19 protein-coding genes and 3 tRNA genes are annotated in these 21,264 nt (G+C 59.3%); 6 read left to right on the forward strand and 16 right to left on the reverse strand.

Annotated features, from left to right (window positions below):
* Positions 1 to 57 precede the first annotated feature (57 nt).
* A tRNA-Pro gene (locus tag NXS98_RS06460) sits at positions 58 to 134 on the forward strand.
* 156 nt (positions 135 to 290) lie between these two features.
* Here NXS98_RS06460 and NXS98_RS06465 read toward each other — a convergent pair.
* Positions 291 to 365, reverse strand: a tRNA-Met gene (locus NXS98_RS06465).
* Positions 366 to 787: 422 nt separating this feature from the next.
* Here NXS98_RS06465 and aroF point away from each other — a divergent pair.
* Positions 788 to 1,804 carry a 3-deoxy-7-phosphoheptulonate synthase gene (aroF, locus tag NXS98_RS06470; protein ID WP_283847660.1) on the forward strand — a complete coding sequence of 339 codons (1,017 nt, stop codon included), beginning with the start codon at positions 788 to 790 and terminating at the stop codon, positions 1,802 to 1,804.
* A 27-nt stretch (positions 1,805 to 1,831) separates the two neighbouring features.
* Here aroF and NXS98_RS06475 read toward each other — a convergent pair whose 3' ends face one another.
* From NXS98_RS06475 to NXS98_RS06490, 4 genes are all read right to left on the reverse strand, one after another.
* Complete coding sequence (locus tag NXS98_RS06475) at positions 1,832 to 2,434, reverse strand: hypothetical protein (protein WP_283847661.1); 603 nt, start codon at positions 2,432 to 2,434, stop codon at positions 1,832 to 1,834.
* On the reverse strand, positions 2,431 to 2,733 hold the full coding sequence (locus NXS98_RS06480; protein WP_283847662.1) for a hypothetical protein: 303 nt from the start codon (positions 2,731 to 2,733) through the stop codon (positions 2,431 to 2,433). The genes NXS98_RS06475 and NXS98_RS06480 overlap by 4 nt, the downstream gene beginning before the upstream one ends.
* 62 nt (positions 2,734 to 2,795) lie before the next feature.
* A complete protein-coding gene (locus NXS98_RS06485) occupies positions 2,796 to 3,371 on the reverse strand; it encodes an RNA polymerase sigma factor (RefSeq protein WP_283847663.1) in 576 nt (191 codons plus the stop codon).
* Between the two features lie 83 nt (positions 3,372 to 3,454).
* Complete coding sequence (locus tag NXS98_RS06490) at positions 3,455 to 5,953, reverse strand: right-handed parallel beta-helix repeat-containing protein (RefSeq protein ID WP_283847664.1); 2,499 nt, start codon at positions 5,951 to 5,953, stop codon at positions 3,455 to 3,457.
* Between the two features lie 289 nt (positions 5,954 to 6,242).
* Between NXS98_RS06490 and NXS98_RS06495 the strand changes: the two genes are divergently transcribed.
* The 3 genes from NXS98_RS06495 (at position 6,243) to NXS98_RS06505 (ending at position 9,038) form a co-directional block, all read left to right on the forward strand.
* Positions 6,243 to 7,565: an MFS transporter gene (locus NXS98_RS06495; RefSeq protein ID WP_283847665.1), complete on the forward strand. Its 1,323-nt coding sequence runs from the start codon at positions 6,243 to 6,245 to the stop codon at positions 7,563 to 7,565.
* A 64-nt stretch (positions 7,566 to 7,629) separates the two neighbouring features.
* Positions 7,630 to 8,838: a tryptophan synthase subunit beta gene (gene trpB / locus NXS98_RS06500; RefSeq protein ID WP_283847666.1), complete on the forward strand. Its 1,209-nt coding sequence runs from the start codon at positions 7,630 to 7,632 to the stop codon at positions 8,836 to 8,838.
* A 124-nt stretch (positions 8,839 to 8,962) separates the two neighbouring features.
* Positions 8,963 to 9,038 (forward strand) — tRNA-Phe (locus NXS98_RS06505).
* Between the two features lie 155 nt (positions 9,039 to 9,193).
* Here the strand turns inward: NXS98_RS06505 and NXS98_RS06510 are convergent.
* Positions 9,194 to 10,051, reverse strand: coding sequence for a purine-nucleoside phosphorylase (locus NXS98_RS06510; RefSeq protein ID WP_283847667.1), 858 nt, complete (start codon positions 10,049 to 10,051; stop codon positions 9,194 to 9,196).
* Positions 10,052 to 10,117: 66 nt separating this feature from the next.
* On the opposite strand from NXS98_RS06510, the gene moeB reads away from it, so the two are divergent.
* A complete protein-coding gene (moeB, locus tag NXS98_RS06515; RefSeq protein ID WP_283847668.1) occupies positions 10,118 to 11,257 on the forward strand; it encodes a molybdopterin-synthase adenylyltransferase MoeB in 1,140 nt (379 codons plus the stop codon).
* A gap of 24 nt (positions 11,258 to 11,281) precedes the next feature.
* Here the strand turns inward: moeB and NXS98_RS06520 are convergent, their stop codons facing one another.
* The 10 genes from NXS98_RS06520 to NXS98_RS06565 form a co-directional block, all read right to left on the reverse strand.
* On the reverse strand, positions 11,282 to 12,484 hold the full coding sequence (locus NXS98_RS06520) for a DUF362 domain-containing protein (protein WP_283847669.1): 1,203 nt from the start codon (positions 12,482 to 12,484) through the stop codon (positions 11,282 to 11,284).
* Positions 12,485 to 12,650: 166 nt separating this feature from the next.
* On the reverse strand, positions 12,651 to 14,015 hold the full coding sequence (icd, locus tag NXS98_RS06525) for an isocitrate dehydrogenase (NADP(+)) (protein ID WP_283847670.1): 1,365 nt from the start codon (positions 14,013 to 14,015) through the stop codon (positions 12,651 to 12,653).
* A gap of 38 nt (positions 14,016 to 14,053) precedes the next feature.
* Entirely contained in the window at positions 14,054 to 16,060 is a 2,007-nt protein-coding gene (gene dxs, locus NXS98_RS06530) for a 1-deoxy-D-xylulose-5-phosphate synthase (protein WP_283847671.1), read from the reverse strand.
* A gap of 64 nt (positions 16,061 to 16,124) precedes the next feature.
* On the reverse strand, positions 16,125 to 16,415 hold the full coding sequence (gene xseB / locus NXS98_RS06535) for an exodeoxyribonuclease VII small subunit (RefSeq protein ID WP_283847672.1): 291 nt from the start codon (positions 16,413 to 16,415) through the stop codon (positions 16,125 to 16,127).
* Positions 16,416 to 16,466: 51 nt separating this feature from the next.
* Positions 16,467 to 16,691 carry a hypothetical protein gene (locus NXS98_RS06540; RefSeq protein WP_283847674.1) on the reverse strand — a complete coding sequence of 75 codons (225 nt, stop codon included), beginning with the start codon at positions 16,689 to 16,691 and terminating at the stop codon, positions 16,467 to 16,469.
* Positions 16,688 to 17,464, reverse strand: a complete 777-nt coding sequence (locus NXS98_RS06545; RefSeq protein WP_283847675.1) for an energy transducer TonB family protein — start codon at positions 17,462 to 17,464, stop codon at positions 16,688 to 16,690. Before NXS98_RS06545 ends, NXS98_RS06540 begins: the two co-directional genes overlap by 4 nt.
* Entirely contained in the window at positions 17,461 to 18,162 is a 702-nt protein-coding gene (locus NXS98_RS06550; RefSeq protein ID WP_283847676.1) for an ExbD/TolR family protein, read from the reverse strand. Before NXS98_RS06550 ends, NXS98_RS06545 begins: the two co-directional genes overlap by 4 nt.
* Positions 18,159 to 18,767: a MotA/TolQ/ExbB proton channel family protein gene (locus NXS98_RS06555; protein ID WP_283847678.1), complete on the reverse strand. Its 609-nt coding sequence runs from the start codon at positions 18,765 to 18,767 to the stop codon at positions 18,159 to 18,161. The genes NXS98_RS06550 and NXS98_RS06555 overlap by 4 nt, the downstream gene beginning before the upstream one ends.
* Positions 18,768 to 19,048: 281 nt before the next feature.
* Positions 19,049 to 19,846: a c-type cytochrome gene (locus NXS98_RS06560; protein WP_283847679.1), complete on the reverse strand. Its 798-nt coding sequence runs from the start codon at positions 19,844 to 19,846 to the stop codon at positions 19,049 to 19,051.
* A gap of 106 nt (positions 19,847 to 19,952) precedes the next feature.
* Positions 19,953 to 21,263 (reverse strand): glycosyltransferase, encoded by a 1,311-nt coding sequence (locus tag NXS98_RS06565; protein ID WP_283847680.1) that lies wholly within the window; start codon positions 21,261 to 21,263, stop codon positions 19,953 to 19,955.
* Position 21,264: the final 1 nt, after the last annotated feature.

Consider the following 21,264-nt stretch of genomic DNA (forward strand, 5'->3'; position numbering starts at 1 on the left):
GGCGCTCTGGCTTAAATTGCCCTCGCGTTTGGCTTTCGCACGGAAGCCGGAACGTGTCGGGGCGTAGCGTAGCTTGGTAGCGCGTCTGAATGGGGTTCAGAAGGTCGTGCGTTCAAATCGCACCGCCCCGACCATTAATTTTGCTTTACCCTTTCTCATTTTCCCTCAACCCGCTCATCCCCACCAATGATGGGGTCTGCCGGATGGAAACAAGGATTCCTGCACATGGGAATGCTTGAGGCGGCGGACTGCGACTGCCGGGAGAATTCGCAAGTTAGCCAAGAAAAGAATGGTGCCAGAGGAGGGAATTGAACCCCCGACCAAGGGCTTATGAGTCCCCTGCTCTACCCCTGAGCTACTCTGGCACTCGTGCCTTGCAGCGCCAGAAATTTCCACAAAGCCACGCCGCTTGTCAAACGGGAATCGCATCGGGAAATGGAAAGGCGGGGTAAATTGTGACCCTTGTAGAGGGGGAGCCAAGTTTAGATGATGACGTTGAGAGAGGTTGAGGGGGCGCCAGTGGAGCGGCACTCCGGCCAGCGCCAGGGCCATGGCGTGGAGGATTTGCAGGGGATTCCGGGCGTAATTTTTTATTTGACGCCCTTGGCCGAGTCATTAAATTAGCCCGCGTGAACGTGAGCAGCTTTCGATTTAATGGCGCGTGGTACGGGTGGTATGGCCACCCGCAGGCCTGCGTTTGAGCTGCCGACGTTTCCAGAGTCAGTTTTTCAACCGCAGGAATGCCTCCTGCGGTTTGTTTTTTTAAGCAGCAAGTTCCAGAAATATTATGATTATTGTTCTTAAGCCCAACATCACCCGGCGACAGGAAAACGCAGTCCTCAAAGAAATCCAGAAGCTCGGGTACGAACCCCATGTCATGCGCGGGGTGGCGCGGACGGTCATCGGGGCCATCGGCGACGAGCGCACCCATGCCTCGCTGGAAACGCTCACCGCCTGGCCGCAGGTCGAGAGCGTCATGCCCGTGCAAAAGCGATATAAACTCGTCAGCCGGGAGGCGCACCCATCCAGTTCCACCGTCAAGGTCAGTTCCAATGTCATCCTTGGGGCGCGCAAGTTTCACGTGATGGCGGGGCCTTGTTCCGTGGAAAGTGAAAAGCAATTGATGGCCACCGCCAAGGTGGTCAAGCAAGCCGGCGCAACCGTGCTGCGGGGAGGGGCCTTCAAGCCCCGCACCAGTCCTTACGAATTCCAAGGCCTTGGGGAAAAAGGACTTAAGCTGCTGGCCAAGGCCAGGCAGGAAACCGGCCTCCCCATTGTCACCGAGCTGCTCAGCGAGCAGCATGTGGATTTGGTGGCGGAATACGCCGATATTTTACAAATCGGCACACGGAATGCCCAAAACTTCCAACTGCTCATTGCTGCTGCCCGCACCGGCAAACCGGTGCTGCTCAAACGCGGCTTGTCCATGCGCATCGAGGAGTGGCTGCTGGCGGGCGAGTACATTCTGGCCAACGAAAATCCCAACCTAATCTTCTGTGAGCGCGGCATTCGCACTTTTGAAACCTACACCCGCAACACGCTGGACCTCTCCACCATTCCCATCATTAAAAACGAGTCGCATTGCCCCATTGTCATTGATCCCAGCCAGGGGTGCGGACGAGCGGATTTGGTGATGAGCTTGTGTAAAGGGGCCGTGGCCATGGGAGCTGATGGTTTGCTGCTCGAAGTGCACCCCAATCCCGCAGAGGCTTGGAGTGACGGGGCGCAGCAGTTGACGTTTGACCACTTCACCCGGCTGATGCGTGAAATCAAGCCCTTCCTTGCCGCCGCAGGCCGCGACTAAGCGAGATGCTGCGACTAAGAGAGGGGCTTAACGCTCGCCCCGGGGGGCTGGCTTGCCGCCCTGAGGAGGAGGCGGAGGTGCAGGGGGAGGTCCCGCCGGCGGTTTGCCTCCGGGAGGCTGGGGTGGAGCACCCCACGGTGGCGGGCCGGATGGATGTTTTTGGCCATCAGGCGGCGCCCCGGGTCCACCCGGTCCCGGCGGCTTTCCCCGATCCTCCTTGTCCCCGCCCCAACGGCGGCCTTGCTCCCAACGCGGCGGCCGAGGCTTGATGAGTTCTTCAAATTTCTTTTGCTGCTCAGGTTCAAGCACCGCCAGGATGTTTTCTTTAAGCAGGTATAATTCCTCCTGGAGGGGTTCTTTGAGCATTTCCCATAGGAAATCCGTGCGTTGCCGGCTGGTGCGAACGGCGGCGGCAATTTTTTCAGACTGCTGGGGTGTCAAGGCCAGCTCCTTTTTCATCACCTCCAGAAAATCTGGCCGATGAATGAACCAAGGGCTTGGGGCGTTGGTCTGATTGCGGGCAGCGGGCAGGCTGGGCAGGGAACGTGCTTTCCACACCACCACCCCGCCCGTCAAAACCCCGGCCACAAAGATGACCGCTGCGGCTAAAATGACCTTCCAGGTTTTCACCGGCTGTCGCCAATCTCGTTCAGCCCGGCGTACACAAGGCTCTCAAAATCATCCGCATACGTGCCCGACATGGGCTTGGAGGGAGGAGTGAGCGCCCACAATCCGGCCAGCAGAGTGACCAGCAGGCTGGAAACGGCCGCCCGCCACAACCATTGGGACCACAAGGCCAGCGGCTCGACCTGCGGCCTTTGTTTCAGGCGAGCCAGCACACGTTGCTCAAAGGCATACGGCACCTGGTCACCCGGCGGATGGCTGCGGGCGGCGGCGAGCAGTTTCTTTTCCAGTGCCTCGTACTTCATAAGCCTGCCAAACTTTCAGACGGCAAGCCCCGGACAAAAGTTACAGGGCATTTTTAGCGTGCTCAATAATATTTGTCACGCGCCATTCTTTCCAGAACTTTCCGCATCTCCCGGCGCGCCCGGAAAGCCCGGACTTTAACCAAAGAGACGGACCATCCGGTCAATTGGGCGATTTCCTTGACGGGCCGCTCTTCGATTTCCAACAGGGTAATAATCAACCGAGCCGCCGGGGAAAGTTGTTCCAACACTTTGTCTATCAACTCTTTAGCCGCTTGCGCCCCACTGTCAGCGCCGGCCGGGTCCTGGTTGAACCGCTCAAGCCAGTCCTCCTGGTCCTCCGTGATTTCCGTGAGGGCCACTTCGCGGTTGCGTTGATGTTCACGCAGAAAATCGTAGCAAACGCGGACGGTCAACCGCATCAACCAATGCTCGAAAGGCGCCTCTCCGCGAAAGCTGGACAATTTTTGATACGCCCGCAGCCAAACCTCCTGGGCAATGTCTTCCACCTCACTTTCTTTGCGGGCGTAGCGGCGGGCGGTGGCGAAGACGCGCGGGCTGTAGCGGGCCACCAAAGGCGCGAAACTGTCGGTGTCTCCCTTCAACACCGCGGCAATGAGTTCCGCGTCGCTCCGTTCCATGCCCAGATAATGTGCGGTGATGAAGGTAAAGCAATTAGGACCTAAAAGCAATCATGGCCCCGCAGGCGTGTACGAAGAAGGGGCTAGCGCGACAAGCGCACCCGATAAAACCGGCAGGGCAGCCTTGAACTTTCCGGGTCTGATATTTCAACCCAACCCCCAAGAGCGTTGGTTGCGGTTAATTCCTGCCAGGTTTGAAGGTCGCTGGACCCTTCCAATACCACTTCCGTTCCCGCCACCGCACTCAACTTGAGACTGAGCCCCCCTTCCGATTTGAGCCGGGCCTCCATCAGGGCGGGCGCACCGATAACGTATGCGCCAGCCGGGGCGGACCACGGTGAGACCCCTGAGCGGTTTCGGGCACGCACGCGATAATAAACACGGGTGTTTGGCAGGGGCGCTTCGTCCAGAAATTCCAGCATATCCGCCTCCGCGCTGCCAATGGTCTGCCACTGTCGGCGGTCAGTGGAGCGTTGCACCTCAAACTCCTCCTCGTTGTCCGCGTCATCCTGCCAGCGAAGGGTGACTGCTCCAGGCACCAGCCGCAGAGCCTCCAAAGCCGCCGGCGCAGCCGGTATGCCTCCCACCGGATAAACCGCCCCCATGGGCGCACCGTCGCGGCCGGCCGCGAGCAAAGGTGAGTTGGTGGCCAGGCGGTAATTATGGCGGGCAGCATTCACAAAAAGTGGGTCTTGGGATACATTGCCTGCGCCCGGCCAGTTGGTGTTTTGGAAATCGGAATACTCCGCCTCCAAACTTGAGCCGTTGAGCAACGACACTGCGGCGACCTGAAGATTCCAAAAGATATTGTTCCAGGAACTGGTAATGGCCCCGCCGCCGGTGGGCGCATTGGTATTGGCTTTGTTATAATTGCGGATGCCATAATCCGCCGCAGCCACGGTCGTTTGATAAACGGCCGCCAGCGAGCTGTCTTTGACCGAAATGCCACTCTCGACGTTGTAAATCACGCAATTGCTGACAGTCACCTCCACATACGCCCCCATGCTGACCCCTTTGTCCACAAAATCGTGCAGGAGGCAATCGGCCACCAACACTCCCCGCGAAGGTTCCGTGGGCGAGTACTCGCCCAAATCCAGGGCGTCCGTATTGTAAATGGTGCCTCGCCGCACCGTTGTGCGCCGGATTTGCGAACCGGGCCGCGCACCGTCGAAATCAATGCCGTCGCCGCTGTAATCCAGATACTCCAACAAACAATCCTCAAGGGTGACATGACTCAGGCGGAGCAGCAATTCGTGATAGCGGGCAATGTGGCAGCGGCGCAGGACGATGGTCACCTCCTTGGGCGTACCCACGGTTTGAATAATGGGCGGACTGGAACCATGGTAGTCATGCAGGAAACAATCTTCCAACAACCCCTGCGCCCCATCCCGCAAATCCACGTAACCACCTAGCATATCAAGATGTTGCAGATGCAAACTGGTATTGGTGCCGGCCAGCGCAATGCCCCCCCAGTTGGTATTGCTGCCATCGGCTGGCAACCACAGAATAGGCTGGTCCTCCGTGCCATTCGCCCGCAACACAACGTTGGTGCCACGCAGCACCACATTGGCCTCGGCCAGCACCACCACCCCGGGTTCAAGGGTTAAAGACCCATTGGGGGGGATTACCACCCCATTGGTCAATCGCACAACACTTCCCGCACGCCAAATCGTATTGGAAGCCAAAGTTCCTCCCGTCAATGTTTCCGCCGTCCGCAAAATAACCAGACGATTGGTTTCTCCCAAGATGTGGCCTGTCCCGTCGGTGACCTGCACCGACAGGCGGTTAACCACCGGTGACAAGGGCACGGAAACCTGCCACATTTCAGGGACGGACGGCCCGGCGAATTCCTCCCCTTGAATCACCACCCAACGGGCCCCGGGAAGCTGTTGTTGCCCCCTGACCGTCAGCCCGCGTGTGCCCACGATGCTGAAAAAGGCCCCATGCACTTCGCTGCTGGAGGGCGGGTCCAGCCGTAATTCAGCAATGATGTGCATGTCCGAGCTGCCAAGGCTTTGATTGACCGCAATAATGGCCAGCACGTGCTCTCCCGGCGCCAGGCGGTCGCCCACCGGCCCCACCGTAAAAGTCTCAGCCGGGTTGGTAGGGGGATTGCAACAGGACGCCTCATGGCTGCGGCCTCCCGTGGTGGCGGTATGCAAGACGGCCGTACCCGCTGCATTGGTCAAATTGGCGCGGGCGATTTCCACCCCATCCAAATAGGCGACAAACCCATCGTCATAATCCACCACCAAACGCAATATGGCCGCCGGGTCCAGGGGCTCGGTCACCTGAAAAGTGCGCCGCAAATAGAGCGTGGAACAAATGTTGGCCACGTTGACGGTGGTGTTTTCTCCCGCAATACCGGCATCGCCAAAGCCAAAACCTCCCCTGGCGACTGTCCAAGTGGCATCAAGCTGGCTATCCCCCAACGTCGTCCAGTTGGCTTGAGGCGCATTAGTGCCCAAACGGTAGTGCCATGCATCATCGTGTGCGACCAGTACCCGCGAGGCCGGCGTCGGCAAACCCCACTGAACCGAAAACAAACCGTTGGAAACTTGCGCGGGCAAAACACCGGCCATAATCCACATCCCAACAAGTAACCACGCCCAGCCGGAGCAAGCCTCTGCATTTCTGCGTTGCATACTTGTCATACTATCGTCGCAAATGGCCAGCATGGCAATCGCCAAAGACCAGCACATGGGACCAGCGGGTAACGCCCGCGTTCAAACGCGGTTGGGGGGACTGTCCCCCGCCAGTCCCTGCGTCGGGTGTGACACTTGCGCTGTGTTACAAGTCACTTCAATGTGCTCCCTTGCACAAGCCTCTCAGGCTTGCGCTTTGGACGGTCTGGCCTAAACTTTCACTTTAATGGAACGTCATTCCTGGCATCGCCGGAACACCCCGGGGATGGGGATCATTTTTTTAACGGTCTTCATGGACCTGGTGGGATTCGGCATTGTACTGCCATTGTTGCCCATTTATGGGCAAAAATTGCAGGCCAGCGAGGTCATGATCGGGGTGATCATGGCCAGTTATTCGCTGATGCAGTTTCTATTCGTCCCCGTATGGGGACGGCTGTCGGATCGTATTGGCCGCCGCCCCGTGCTGCTGGGAAGCACCGCCTGCGCCGCTTTGTCTTATGCCGCCTTTGGCGTAGCCTCCACTCTGCAGGGGCCGGCCGCCATTGCGCTGCTCCTCGGCTCCCGCGTCATTGCCGGGATTTGTGGCGCGAACATCGCCGTCGCCCAGGCCTATATTGCTGACATCACCCCTCCCAACGAACGCTCCCGCCGTATGGGGCTGATTGGCATGGCGTTTGGCTTGGGCTTCATTTTTGGACCGGCTTTGGGCGCTGTAAGTTTGAAACTTTTTGGCCATGCCGGGCCGGGATGGCTGGCGGCGGCACTGTGTTTGTCCAATTTTCTCTTTGCTTTTTTCATGTTGCCGGAAAGCCGCCATGCGCCGGATGCAGTGACGCCGCGTCCCCGATGGGAACAATGGCGGCATACCATGAAACATCCGCAAATCGGTCTGCTGGTGCTGGTGTTCTTTTTCGCGACCTTCTGTTTCACCTGCTATGAGACCACGCTGGGGCTGCTGGTCAGCCGTAATTTTCGGCTCGACCCGGCCACTGCCCGGGATGCCGAAGTGGTCAGCATTCTATTTGCCTTTGGCGGCGTGATTGGGGCCGTGGTACAGGGCGGTCTAATTGGCCGGCTGGTGCGCCGTTTTGGGGAATCGCGGATTATCGCCATCAGTCTGTTCATTGTGGGTTTCAGCCTGCTGCCACTGCCCTTCATCCGAGGTCATACCGAATTGAGTTTTCGCGCGTTGTTTGCGCCAGGAGGAAGTGATTGGTGGCTGTTGCTGGCTGCCATTGGCGCGCTATCCATTGGCGCCAGCTTGACCAGACCCCCTTTGTTTGGGCTGATTTCGGCCATGACCGATGCCCACGAGCAAGGCGCCACGCTGGGGGTGGCCCAAAGTATGGGCAGCCTTGCCCGCATTGCCGGTCCGGTTTTTGCGGGGGTTTATTACGCATTGCACCCTGCCCTGCCCTACCTGGTGGGTGCTGGGCTTTCCCTGCTCACCGGCCTGGTGACCTGGTGGCTGCTGTGCCGCCGCCTGCCCCGCCCCTCCGCTGCCTCCGCCGCCGTGGCGGTGGCCCCACCCGGCACACCAACCGCCTGAGGCGCATTCGTCCGCCCCCAGAATTGCATTTTCCATCATCACCCCTTTGCCCTACATTAATCCCATGAACAATAACGCCTCAGTGGCGGTCGGCGCACCCGACATCGAAGGGCACTTTGGCCCCTATGGCGGACGATTTGTGCCGGAGACCTTGATGCACCCGTTGCGGGAGCTGGAAGAGGAATACTTCCGTGCCCAACAGGACCCGGCATTTCAAGACGAACTCCAGTATTACCTGCGGGAATTTTGCGGCCGTCCGACGCCTCTCTACCATGCGGAACGTCTCACCCGCGAGCTGGGCGGCGCCAAAATCTACCTGAAACGCGAGGATTTGCTGCACACCGGAGCGCACAAAATCAATAATGCGCTTGGCCAGGTGCTGCTGGCCCGCCGCATGGGCAAACGCCGGGTCATCGCTGAAACCGGCGCCGGCCAGCACGGCGTCGCCACTGCCACCGTCGCCGCCATGTTCGGGCTGGAATGTGTGGTGTACATGGGCGAAACCGATTGCGAGCGCCAGAAACTCAACGTGTTCCGCATGAAAATGCTGGGCGCCCAGGTGGTGCCGGTGACCGCCGGACAGCGCACCCTCAAAGAAGCCATCAACGAAGCCATGCGCGACTGGGTCACCAATGTCCGGCACACCCATTACATTCTGGGCACTGCTTACGGGGCACACCCGTACCCCGTCATGGTGCGTAACTTTCAGCGCGTCATCGGCGATGAAGCCCGCCGCCAAATCTTGGAAAAAGAAGAACGACTGCCCGATTTGCTGATTGCATGTGTCGGCGGCGGCTCCAATGCCATCGGCTTGTTTTATCCGTTTCTGGCTGACGCCTCCGTGCGCATGCTGGGTGTGGAAGCCGGCGGCGAGGGCATCCAGCCCGGCAAACATGCCGCTCGTTTCCAGGGAGGCTCCCTGGGCGTCCTCCAGGGCACCCGCTCCTATGTCTTGCAGGACGAATACGGCCAAATCGAACTCACCCATAGCGTTTCGGCAGGGTTGGACTACGCCGCCGTGGGGCCTGAACATGCCTGGCTCCGGGACCAGGGCCGCGTGGAATACACTTACGCTACCGACACAGAGGCACTCGACGCCTTCCTGCGCCTGGCGCGGCTGGAGGGCATCATACCGGCGCTGGAAAGCGCGCATGCCATTGCCGCCGCCATCCAGCGTGCCCCCACCCTGGACAAGGACAAAATCATCCTCATCAACCTTTCAGGCCGGGGCGATAAAGACGTGGCGCAGGCTGCCGAAAAAATCGCCTTGTAATACCGGAAAACGCCTTGGGCCCTAGACGAAAAGAAACTTCACGCAAGACAGCGAATTTTCCTGCTTGCAATAGGCTCGCTCGTCATGCACTTTGATGCCCGCGCTGACGCGCACCCTCGGCGGTGGCTGGGTAGCTCAGTTGGTAGAGCAGAGGACTGAAAATCCTTGTGTCGGCGGTTCGATTCCGCCCCCAGCCACCAAAATCACAACATCCCCGGTAGTTACACGCATTTTCTGCATATCCAAGCCCCCCTTTCCCACCCCACCTGCGAGCCCATTGCGCCTTGGCCATGCTAACAAGCCTTTGAAAGCCGGGGATTTCCTGATGATTAATTACCGCTCGTTTTCCTTGCCTTTAGTGGCTGGCGTAAAGGCGGACAAAGTTTTCAATCAGGGCCGCCGCCTGCGGTGCCACGCGCTTGCCAGTTTCCAAAACCTCGTGGTGGGAAAGCGGCTCTTTGTTGCGGCCGGCAGCCAAATTGGTAATACAGGCCAGGGCAGCCACTTTCAGGCCACATTGCCGGGCCACAATGGTTTCCGGCACGGTGCTCATGCCTACCGCATCGGCGCCCAGCAGGCCAAAGGCGCGTATTTCCGCCGGCGTCTCGAAGCTGGGGCCGCTCACCGCCAGGAATACGCCGTGGTGCAGCCGGATTTGAGCCTGGTCCGCAGCTTCCTGCAGCAGACGGCGCAATGAGCGGTTGTAGGCATCGGTCATGTCAATGAACCGGCGCCGCCCCGGAGCCACCGCACCGCGCAACGGATTCTCACCCATGAAATTGATGTGGTCTGTGACACACATAAAATCACCGGGACGATAACTGCTGTTAATGCCGCCGGCGGCATTGGTCAGCAGGATGGATTTAATGCCCAACTCCGCAAGCACGCGGATGGGAAAGGTGATGTCGCCCATCGTTTTCCCTTCATAATAATGGGAGCGCCCGCCCAGCAACACCACGGGGATTTTTTCAACGCTGCCCAGCACAAATTTGCCCAAATGCCCCGGCACATCTGGCATGGCAAAGCCCGGCAGTGAGGCATAGGGAATCTCCAGGACCACCGTGCAACTGGCCAAAAGATGTTGAAAGCCGCTGCCCAACTGGATGGCCAGGGTGGGCCGTAATTTGGAGCGGCGGAGAATGCTCGCCGCCACTTCCGCAGCGGCAGTGGGCGTGGCCCGGCTTTTGAAACTGACTGGCACTTCGCGGTTCATGGTGTGTGTCGAGTGTCCACTTGCAAATGCGGCCATCTGACGTAAGGTTTCCCCGTCCTTACGACGATGGACTTAACCACAGAGCAAATGCGCCGTTACGCGCGCCATCTCATATTGCCTGAGGTGGGACTGGAAGGCCAAAAAAAAATCCGCGCCGCCCGCGTATTAATCCTGGGAGCGGGCGGGTTGGGGTCGCCGGTGGCCATTTACCTGGCCGCCGCAGGGGTGGGCACGCTGGGGCTGGTGGATTTCGACGTGGTGGACGTGAGCAACCTGCACCGCCAACCCCTGCACGGCACGCCTGATGCCGGCCGTCCGAAGGTGGACTCAGCCCGGGAAACGCTGCACTGGCTGAATCCCGAGGTGAAGGTCATCTCGCATCCCGTGCGGTTGCAGGCGGCCAATGCCCGGGAGATTATTTCCGCTTACGACCTGGTGGTGGACTGCACGGATAATTTTCCTGCCCGTTATCTGACCAATGATGCCTGCGTGATGTTGCGCAAGCCCAACGTGTACGGCGCGATTTTTCGTTTTGAAGGGCAGGCCAGCGTATTTGCCCCGCATTTAGGGGGACCTTGCTACCGCTGTCTGTATCCGGAGCCCCCGCCGCCCGAGGCCGCGCCGAGTTGTGCCGAAGCCGGTGTCATCGGGGTGCTGCCTGGCTTGGTGGGCTGTCTCCAAGCCATTGAGGCGCTCAAATTGATTCTCGGCGGCGGTGAAAGCCTGCTGGGTCGTTTGCTGGTGGTGGACGCCTGGCACATGCATTTTAAGGAAATCAAGGTGCGGCGGGACCCGCGCTGCCCGGTATGCAGCGCGACGCCCACCATCACCCAACTTATGGACCCTCAACCTGTCTGTAACACGGCCGCCCTCCAGGGAGCGGCGGCGGATGAAATTACGGTGCACGAGCTGAAGCAAATTCTCGATCATCCCCGCGAGGGCGTGGTGGTGCTGGATGTGCGCGAGCCGGACGAATACCAGATTGCGCGCATCCCCGGCACCGTGCTGCTGCCCCTGAGCCAGTTGCCGAAGCGGGTGCAGGAATTGGATCCGGAAAAAACCTACTATTTGCATTGCAAGGGCGGGATGCGCTCCATGAAGGCCCTGCAATTTCTCAGGCAACAAGGCTTCCGGCACTTGAAAAGCGTCAAAGGCGGCATCGCGGCATGGTCCGAACAAATTGACCCCAAGGTGCCCAAGTATTGAGCCGGGCCAGCAGGGGCTGGGGCATCAGGATTTTTTATAAAGCGGGCTGTGCGGAAAAGGGTGAATGCAATCTTTGATGGTGCGCCCCAGCACCTCGATTTGAGCCAGGTCTGCTGTGCCTACCCCGGCCTTTTCTGCCAATAACAAGTGGTTTTCACATTGGAAGAAGGGGACGGTGCCACGCTCAGCCCGCGGATTGGGGTACCCCATGACGGCCATGCCCACGGCATCCGTGGCCACGGGGTCCAGCCCCATGATCATCAAGCCCGGCTCGGTATAGCCCACGTCGCCGCACCACCAGCCCTCACCTTTGGTCATGGTGGTAATGCCATCAATGATGGCAAAATCAATGGGGCGCGCCGCGCATACATCCGCAATGATATGCGGCACCCGGTAACCGGGTTCACGCGGATAATCGAGATAGCCTTTCTTGAGGCCGGGAAGCTGGATTTTGGCCGCGCGGGCTGGGTCCTCCGCCACGCCCGGGCCATGCAGTATTCCGCGTCCTGCCGTGGCATCCTCGTTGCCCGCCTGATCGCCGTACAGGCTGTTGGGAGTGATGCCAAAGAGGTTCTTCAGGCTCAACGTGACCCCGGTGGTCACATGATCTTTCAATTTCGTCAACGAAATGAAGACATCGGTGTCCGCATACGCATGATTCAACTGAAATGACGAAAACATGTAACCGCCGCTGGCGACTTTCAAGGTGGCGTAATCGCGTCCGACGCCCCGGTTGCGGGTGTTTTCATATTCAACGGCCCCCAGCGCGGAAAGCGCCTGCACGTCCCAATCCAGAAACTGGAGCGTTTGCTCCAGGCGGGCGCGGCTGGTGGTGGATTCCACCAGTCGCACACGCCGCGCGCCTTCGCCGAACAACACCGCCATGAGGGCCGCAACGGTCTGGAAATGGGTCATGTAACTGAAACCGGGATGACGATTGAACGCAGGCCGGTTGCCCGTGCCGGTCAGATTGAGTTTAATGGTGACCGTTTTGCCTTTAACCAGGCGCCCAATCCCCCCCAACAAATCAAAGCCCCGGCGGTAAACTTCTTTCAGCACCTGCAAGTCGTACCCCTTGCAATTGAGCAAAGCCACTTTGGCTGCACGCCGGCTGGTGGAAGGAGCGCCCCCCCACACCCCACAGGACAAAGCCCCTGCCATAACGGCAGTAAGGCCCAAAAAACGGCGCCGCCGGACGCACAACGTTTTGCGGCAGTTGATGGTCATGCCGCAAAATTAGGCACTCCCCGCCAAAATGCAAACAGGCAAATGCCTGCGGCTCAGGTCAAAGCCACACCGTTAGGACGTTTGGGTAAGCCTCCCCCCAACACGTCACCACTGGCCGCGGACAGGCAACCTTAACTTTGACCGTGGGAAACAGTCCCCAGGGGGTTCAAGCCATGTGGGCGATGATGTTATCGCCAAACTCCGAGCATTTAACTTGCGTGGCGCCGTCCATCAGACGGGCAAAATCATAGGTGACCCGCTTGCTGCTGATGGCGCCATTCAATCCCTTGATAATCAAATCGGCCGCCTCATTCCAACCCAGATGCCGGAACATCATCTCCCCGGACAAAATCACTGAGCCGGGATTCACCATGTCTTTGCCCGCGTACTTCGGGGCAGTGCCATGCGTGGCCTCGAAGATGGCATGGCCGGTCACGTAATTGATATTGCCGCCAGGCGCGATGCCAATGCCGCCCACCTGGGCCGCCAGGGCATCACTGAGGTAATCGCCATTGAGATTCAGCGTGGCAATCACATCAAAGTCCTCCGGCCGGGTGAGCACCTGCTGCAGGGTGATGTCCGCAATGGCATCCTTAATCAGGATTTTGCCGCCCGCCAGGGCCTCTTTTTGCTCTTGATTGGCAGCCGTTTCGCCGGCGGCTTTTTTCGTACGTTCCCACTGGCTCCACGTGTACACGCGGTCCCCATAGCAACGCTCTGCCAGCGCGTAACCCCAGTCGCGAAACGCCCCTTCGGTGAATTTCATGATGTTGCCCTTGTGGACCAACGTCACACTGCGCCGCTTCTGGCGCAGGGCATATTCAATGGCCGCGCGCACCAGCCGCTCCGTGCCCAGGCGCGACACCGGCTTGAAGCCCACGCCCACACACACTTGCGTGTCCTCCGCCGTGGGAGTACCGCCGGCGGTTTTCAGGTATTGTTCCGCGCGAGCAGGCGTGCCAAAGCGGATTTTGGCAAAGTCCTTGGGGAATTCACGGGCCAGAAAATCGAGCACCTTTTGCGCCTCGGGGGTGCCGCCGGCATACTCGATGCCGGCATAAATGTCCTCCGTGTTTTCCCGGAAAATAACCATGTCCACTTTTTCCGGGTGCTTCACGGGGGACGGCACGCCGGTGAAGTATTGGACAGGCCGCAGGCAAACATAGAGGTCCAGCAACTGGCGCAAGGCCACGTTCAACGAGCGAATGCCTCCGCCCACGGGCGTGGTCAAGGGCCCCTTGATGCCCACCAGAAATTCCTTGAACGCCTCCACCGTATCATCCGGCAGCCAATTATTGAAGCGTTTGAAGGCTTCCTCGCCCGCAAACACCTCAAACCACGCAATACGCCGCTGACCGCGATAAGCCCGGGCCACCGCCGCATCAAACACGCGCTGGCTGGCCGCCCAGATATCCGGGCCGGTGCCATCACCGCGGATGAAAGGAATGATGGGCTGGTCCGGCACTGACAATACGCCGTTGTGGATGGAGATTTTGCCGCCGGGAGGCGGAGTCACGTCTTTGTACGCCATAAATGATTCAATAAAGCTTTGCTAATGAACCGTGAGGCTCAAGCCAAGGCAATGCTTTTTTGTGGCATGGCTTGCGGGGCCGCCGTCTGGGAGGACAAAACGGCGCGCACCTGGGCCACGGCGCGTTGCGGGGTAAGTCCGTATTTTTCGCGCAAATAATCCACAGTGCTGGCATGTTCGATGAATTGATCCGGCCAGCCGATGCGGACCACCGGCGTGCTGATGCGCCGGTCAGCCAGCAACTCCAGCACGGCGGAGCCATACCCGCCCATCAATACATGGTCCTCAAAAGTGACCACCACATCGGCGGCACGCGCGAAATATTCCGTGACGCCCGCGTCCAGGGGCTTGGTGAAACGCGGGTTGATCAACGCATAATCATAGCCTTCGGCCGCCAGCATTTCCGCAGTTTTACGGGCCATGGACTGCATGTTTCCCAGGCCAAATAAAGCCACCTTCCGCCCACCGTTATTGGCAAAGTGCTCCACCACTTCGGCTTTGCCAATTTCCAACATCTGCGGCTGGTCCTTGATGGGCACCCCCTCCGCCGTGCCGCGGGGATAGCGGATGAAACAGGGGTGTTTCTGGTGGGTGGCGGTGAACATCATGTCCACCAGCTCATCCTCATCCTTGGGAGCCATGGCGATGACATTGGGCAGGCACCGCAGGTAGGCAATATCAAACAAGCCATGATGGGTGGGGCCGTCGTTGCAGGACAAACCGGCGCGGTCCATGCAGAAAATTACCGGCAAGTCCTGCAAACACACGTCGTGATGAATGCAGTCAAAGGCCCGCTGGAGGAAGGTGGAATAGATGGCCACCACCGGGCGGAATCCCATGGTGGCCATGCCGGCGGCAAAAATGACCGCGTGCTCCTCGGCAATGCCGACATCGTAGTAACGATCGGGCATGGCCTTCTCCAGGAATTTCAATCCCGTGCCGCTGGGCATGGCCGCCGTGATGCCCACCAGGGTGTTATCCCGCTGGCACAAGCGCACCAGGGCCTGCCCAAACACATCCTGATAAGCTGGCGCCGCCCCCGGCTTGGGCGGGGGTGGGTCACCCGTGAGCACATCATAGGGGCCGGTGCCGTGAAATTTTTCCGGATATTTAACCGCCGCTTCAAAGCCCTTGCCTTTCTTGGTCAATACATGAAGCACCACCGGCTGATCACAGGTCTTGGCAAACTCCAGGCAGGTGATGAGCATTCCCAAATCATGCCCATCAATGGGCCCGAGATAGCGGAGGCCAAACTCCTCGAAAATAAGGCTGCTGCCGAAACCGCCGCCGCGCCCATCGCTCTCGGCAGTATCCACATGCTGTTGCTCCAGGGAGATTTTCGTGATGAAGCCCTTGATGGCTTCCTCCGCCCGCCGGCCCAGACGCTCGCCCAAGTCTCCCTTCAAAAATCGTTTGGCCCATTGCGCAAAGTCGCGCTGAAACTGGTTATACCGGGGATTGGTAATCAGGCGGTTCAGGTAACTGGCAATCGCCCCCACGTTTTTCGCAATGCTCCATTCATTGTCATTGAGAATGCCAATAAAACGTTTGGTGGTATGGGCGATGTTGTTCAGCGCCTCATAAGAAATGCCGTTGGTCAGCGCCGCATCACCAAAAATGCAAACCACGTGCTCGTCGCTGCCCCGGCGGTCCCGCGCCGCGCACATGCCCAGCGCCGCCGACAGTGCCGTGCCGGCATGGCCCGCGCCATAGCAGTCGTGCGGGCTTTCACTGCGCAAGGCAAAGCCGTTCAGCCCGCCGGTGGTGCGGATGGTGTGAAAGAGGTGTTTGCGACCGGTGAGCAATTTGTGAACGTACACCTGATGGCTGACGTCCCAAACAAACTTGTCCTTGGGGGTGGAAAAGACCGTATGCAGGGCAATCGTCAGTTCAACCACCCCGAGATTGGGTCCCAGATGGCCCCCGTGCCGGGCAAGCGTGCGAATGAGTTCCTCGCGGATTTCCTCCGCCAGTTTCAAACGTTGTTCGGGCGTCAATTTCTTGACGTGTTCAGGACTGTCCACCATGTCCAGATATCGGCTCATAATTCCATCGCCAGGCATTGGGAAATGCGCCAGGAGCGCATCATGCGCAGGGTCAGGCCGGAGTTCAAGGCGCCTCCTCCGGCACGTTCACAGGATTCAAGGCAGGCGTTCCGGCAAGCGTCTGCTCCAATTGCCGGATTTTCAATTCAGCTTCCGTCAATTTCTGCTGGCATATCCGCGCCAGTTCCACGCCCTCGGTATAATGGCGCAACAAGGCTTCCAAAGGCAATTCTTCGCCTTCCAGCCTTTGCACCACCTTCTCCAGGCGGTCCATGGCCTCTTCAAAAGCCAGGTCTTGCGCCACCTGAGGGGAGGCGGCATCGGCAGCAGCACGATGGTTTGCAGCCTTCGACATCGCCCTCACTTTAGCCGAGCTTCGGCGAATCGTCCAGCACCCTTATGCGGCCTAAAATTCAATTTCATCGTTCATGGTCTGGCAATGGGGGCAGGGGGAGCGGTCCACATCATTGTCATCGGTGTACACCAGCCCGCACTGGCGGCAGCGAAATATATGGTCCGTGCTGGGCGCCGGGGTGAATCGCCGACGCCGGCGCTCAGCATACAACACCAACAACGCCATGACCAATAGGCCCAGCCCCACGTATCCCGCAATGAGGTTCTCCGTGGTCATGGCGCAGCCGCAGGCACCGTGGAAGGCACGGTATTGGTCGCCGCTTGGACCTGCCAGACCACCACCAGCCGGCCACTCACCAGGCCTGGGGAAGCGGCAGGTTGGAAATCCAGTTGCCGGGCCAGTTGCACCGCCAGCTCATCCGCCGCCGGCAGGCCGCTTTCCCCCAAAACGAGGGCCGAGAAAACATGCCCGCGTTCATCCACCATCAGCTCCAATATGGTGGGTTTAAGCACTTCTTTGTGCGCCAGCGTGGGCGCAGCCGGCAGCGGCGTTTTCAAACGCGCCGCCAAGGCCCCTTCGAGCTGCAACCGGGAGCGGGCCGGCGCCCAATCCATGACCAAATCGGTCACCAGCGGCGACAACACCGGCTCCGCCTTGCGCGGCATGGGGGGAGTTGGTTCGGTCAGCAACCGCACATGCTGGATAAAAGTCTGGCCCAATTGGTCCACCGGCAGGGGCAGCCAGCGCTGTTCATCCATCCATTCATGGTATTCATGCGCTTGGGCCTTCGCGCGCAACCAGCCCGAGCCGGAGAAGCCGCGCGGTGAAGGCAAGGCAAAAACCTGGGGGTCATCATAATCCGGCAGGCGCGCGGCCAAGGGCGCCAAATTCTCAGTTAGAACAGTCCGAAAAACATCTGTTTCAGGAGACGGGAGGCGGGGGCGCTCTCCCAGGAGCCATATCACCGCCAGGTGCGCTGCAAAAGAAACGCCCAGCCAGAACCACAACCGCCGGCCCGGCATGCCGTGCATGGAAAGCATGGGCTTCATGGACTCAGCAGGTAAGGCGGGGGCCGTGTGGCCAGCAGCACCTGGCGCACGCCGGCGGCGCGCGCTGCGGCCCCCGCCCGCACCACCCGATCATAAGGCACCTGGCGATCGGCCAAAATCAACAGGGTCAACGGTTGCCGTGAATTGGCCACCAGGGTCTGTAACTCCCGCTCCAGAGCGGCCTCACTAATAATCTGGTTTTTATAATACATCTGGCCGGCAAGATTGATGGCCAGGCTCACCATTGGATTGGTCACCAGCACCAGACTTCCGGAAACCGGCAGGTCCAGCCGCCCGCCGGGCAAATCCACACCCAGATTCAAATCCCGCGCCAGTTCCACCACCTGCTGCACCACATTATTGGAAACCGCGGGGTCCACTTGCACACTCAGCCAGCGCAAGGCGCGGTTGGTGCGCGCCTCTTCCCGCAGCCGCAATTGGAAAGCCTGCCAACTGCCCAGCGTTTCACGCCCATAACGAAATACACTGCCTTCCTCCAGCCTCACGGCCTTCACCTGCTCCGGCCGCACCGGCAATCCTTGCGCATCCAGTTCCATGGGCAACCCGGGCAGGTACACCAGCCAGGTGGGAAAGGTGAGAAAGATGAGCAACAATAAAAAAACCGCGGCAAAGGGCGCCGCCTGGAATTGGCCGCGAAAAACCTGATGCTTGCGTGGAAATTGAAAAAGCCGGTTCATTTTTCCCACAACATGTGCAGCACCTCCCCTGCCGCCCGTTCCATATCATGCACAATCGCGTCCACCCGCCGCACCAGATAGTTGTAAGCCGCGTAATTGAGAATGGCGATGGCCAGCCCCAGGGCGGTCGAGCTGAGGCCGGCATACAAGTGCCGCGCAAAATCGTAGGGATGAATCGCCATGCCCTGGCCGCGCATCACCCCCATCATGCCAATAAGCGCCAACACCGTGCCCAACAACCCCATCAGTGGCGCAATCTGGGCCACCGTCGCCAGCACACTCAGCCGCTCCTCCAGACGCGGCACCTCATTCCGCCCGGCTTCGTCCAGCAACTGGCGCACGGTTTCCCGGTCTTTATCCCGATGTTTGATGGCCAGTTTGACCAGGTCAGGCACCGGTCCGGGCGTGGCATCACAAATGGACAGAGCCTCCACCACATTATCCCGGCGCAGCACGGTGCGCACCCCGTTGAGGAATTCAGCACAATTAATCTGGGCACGGTGATAGGTCAGGAGACGTTCGATAAACACCACCAGGGCCGCCGCTCCCACCAGCAGCAGCAACCACGTCATCGGCCCACCCGAGCTCAACAAGGTCGGCAACATGCGCTTATTCTTACGCCAAAAAGCATGCCAAGTCCAAACGTTAAAAACGCATCGCCATTCCCAGGGGCGTCCTGTTCTTATGCTGGCTGGGCTTTCCGTCAGGTCTGCCCGCAGGCCCCCGGCACGATACCCAGCACGATATATAGAGGCTCATTCCTTCAAGCCAGGACTCGGGGTTGGGAGCCGTGATTTATATGTGCTGGAAGCAATAAAGACAGCTTACTGCGCCTGCATCATTATTAAACATATTACGCAGCACTAACTTCCAACCGTGCACCACGCTAGGGTGAAACATGGGCCGGCGGCGTCGGAGGAGCGTTGGTGGCCGATGGTTGCCGGCATCCCCGCAGGAACAGCCACAAATCCACCAAATCCTGCACCGTCACGCTTTGTTGCAAGCCGGCAGGCATAATCGAGACCGGCACCTGGCGGCGTTGTTTAATTTGAGCCTTGGATATCACGATTTCATTGTTTTTGGCATCCCGCAGCGCCAACACCTGCTCCGTTTCCCGGGCCAACACCCCCACATGCTCATTTTCGTCGCGGTCCACCACCAGCCAGGTTTCATAGCCCGGGGTGATGATGGCACTGGGGTCCACCAGGCTCTCCAACAAAGTTGCCGCATCCATCCGCAGGCCGATATCCGACAAATCTGAACCGAGCGCCACGCCCTCGCCGTTCAAACGGTGGCAGCCAATGCAGTTCAAATCGGGGTGTTTGAAAAGCGTTGCCCCCCGCGCAGGATTACCCTGGAGGGTAAAGAACTTGCCAAGGGGCGGCAATGGCTGCTGGTGCTTGTCCAAATACGGCGGCAACATCTCCCATGCTTGTGAACGGATGTTAGGCCAAGGTGCGTGCGCCAGCTCCAAAGTAAGCACCGGTCGCAAGTCGTTGGACAATACCCCAAGGCTCACCCAATGCAACAGTTGGGCGGCTCCTGCTTGATTGGTGGCCAAAGCGGAGACAGCCAGGCGGCGATTCGCCAGACTTTCCTGGGCGTTAGTGACCGTTTCCTGAAGGAATTTTCGCTTTAACGGCTCGGCGGCAGGGGGAGGGGGAGGCTTCTTGGAGCACCCCATAATGCACAGGCCAAAAAGTCCCATCATTGTTGCGCAGAAGATTGATGTGGCCCTGGCGCGCATCAGGAATTCATTATCAAAACCTCCGCCGGCACATCAAGCGTGATCACTTGTTACCCCCCTGCCCCGCCAGTCGCAAACCGTACTTGCCAGCCAGGGCCGCGCACGCAGGCGCCAGCCGTTCAATATCCGCAGGCGAAAGCAAAGATGGATTGGGACGCCATTGCAGCGGGGCAAGGTCACAAGTCCAATTCTGACCTGCGGCGAGGGCTTGTTCACGCAACCATTCGTTTAATTTGCGCGAGCTGTCCTGACAGGTGATTTGCGCGTCCAGCGCCCATGCCCTGGGTTGTAAAAGATGGGCCTCCTCCACCAAGCGCTGCATATCCTCCGCCAGATGATTTTCCCTGAGCCAACGGCCAGTTTGAGCGTTCAGAAACTGCGCGGAGCCGATATGGGCCCCCTCCATTAGTCCAACAGGAGTATCAGCCAACAACGATTCGGCCACCACCACACAAGCGCCTTCCCGCCTGGAAAGCACTACACTGGCACGGGCGCGACACAAGGTTTCGCAAACCTCGGCATGCGGCACGCTTTCCCTCAAAGTAAAACGATCACCCACCCCAAAGGCTTGCGCTTCGGCCACAACATCCTTTGCGGTGCGGCGGCCCTCATGCTGGCCAATCAACACCACTCGCCATGAGCGCGGCAGCCGGCGCAAGGCATGGAAAAAGGCTGCATGGCGCTTGAAGACGGCAAAATTGGCCACCATGACCAAATCAATATCACGCTCATTTTTAGGCCGGGGCACAAAAGCGTCCGGATTTACCCAATGCGAAGGCATCAAAGGTACCACCCGATAACGGGACGAAAGTTGGGGCAGCCATTGCGCGTCTAAGGGGTGGCTGATTTGACAATAAACCGGCACCGGCCAGATATGAGGGAAATAAAAATTGAACACACTGTGAGGCGGACTCCAGGAGGGGGCCAAAACCAGGGTGTAATGGCGCGCGAAATCCTCCCGCAAAGCTGGGGGCAACGAAAGCAACCGGAGCCATTGGTATTCAAAAGCAATGTACAAGACTCCCGGCTCCAGCGGCGAAATGGGCGGCTTCAGCAAAACAGCCTTTTCCAACTGTAGTGAGGCGCCACGCCCATCAAAAAAAACCGGCTCCAAGGGTGTCTTCAACCGGGCCAGCCGCCGGGCCGCCTCCGTCACCCAAAGGCGAGCCGGGGCAGACTCGGGCATTAACCGAATGGCCCGGCAAAAACAGTCCATGGACTGGGCCACCTTTTGCGGGTCCTCACCCGGCGTGAGGCGGCCACGCCACGCCCAATACCACGCGGCAAGCGGCCGCCACCAGTGAGTGCCGCGCACGCAATCCTTGGCCAATAGATAAAATGCCCGGGGCGACATG

The sequence above is a fragment of the Fontisphaera persica genome, from assembly GCF_024832785.1.
Lineage (GTDB): Bacteria > Verrucomicrobiota > Verrucomicrobiia > Limisphaerales > Fontisphaeraceae > Fontisphaera > Fontisphaera persica.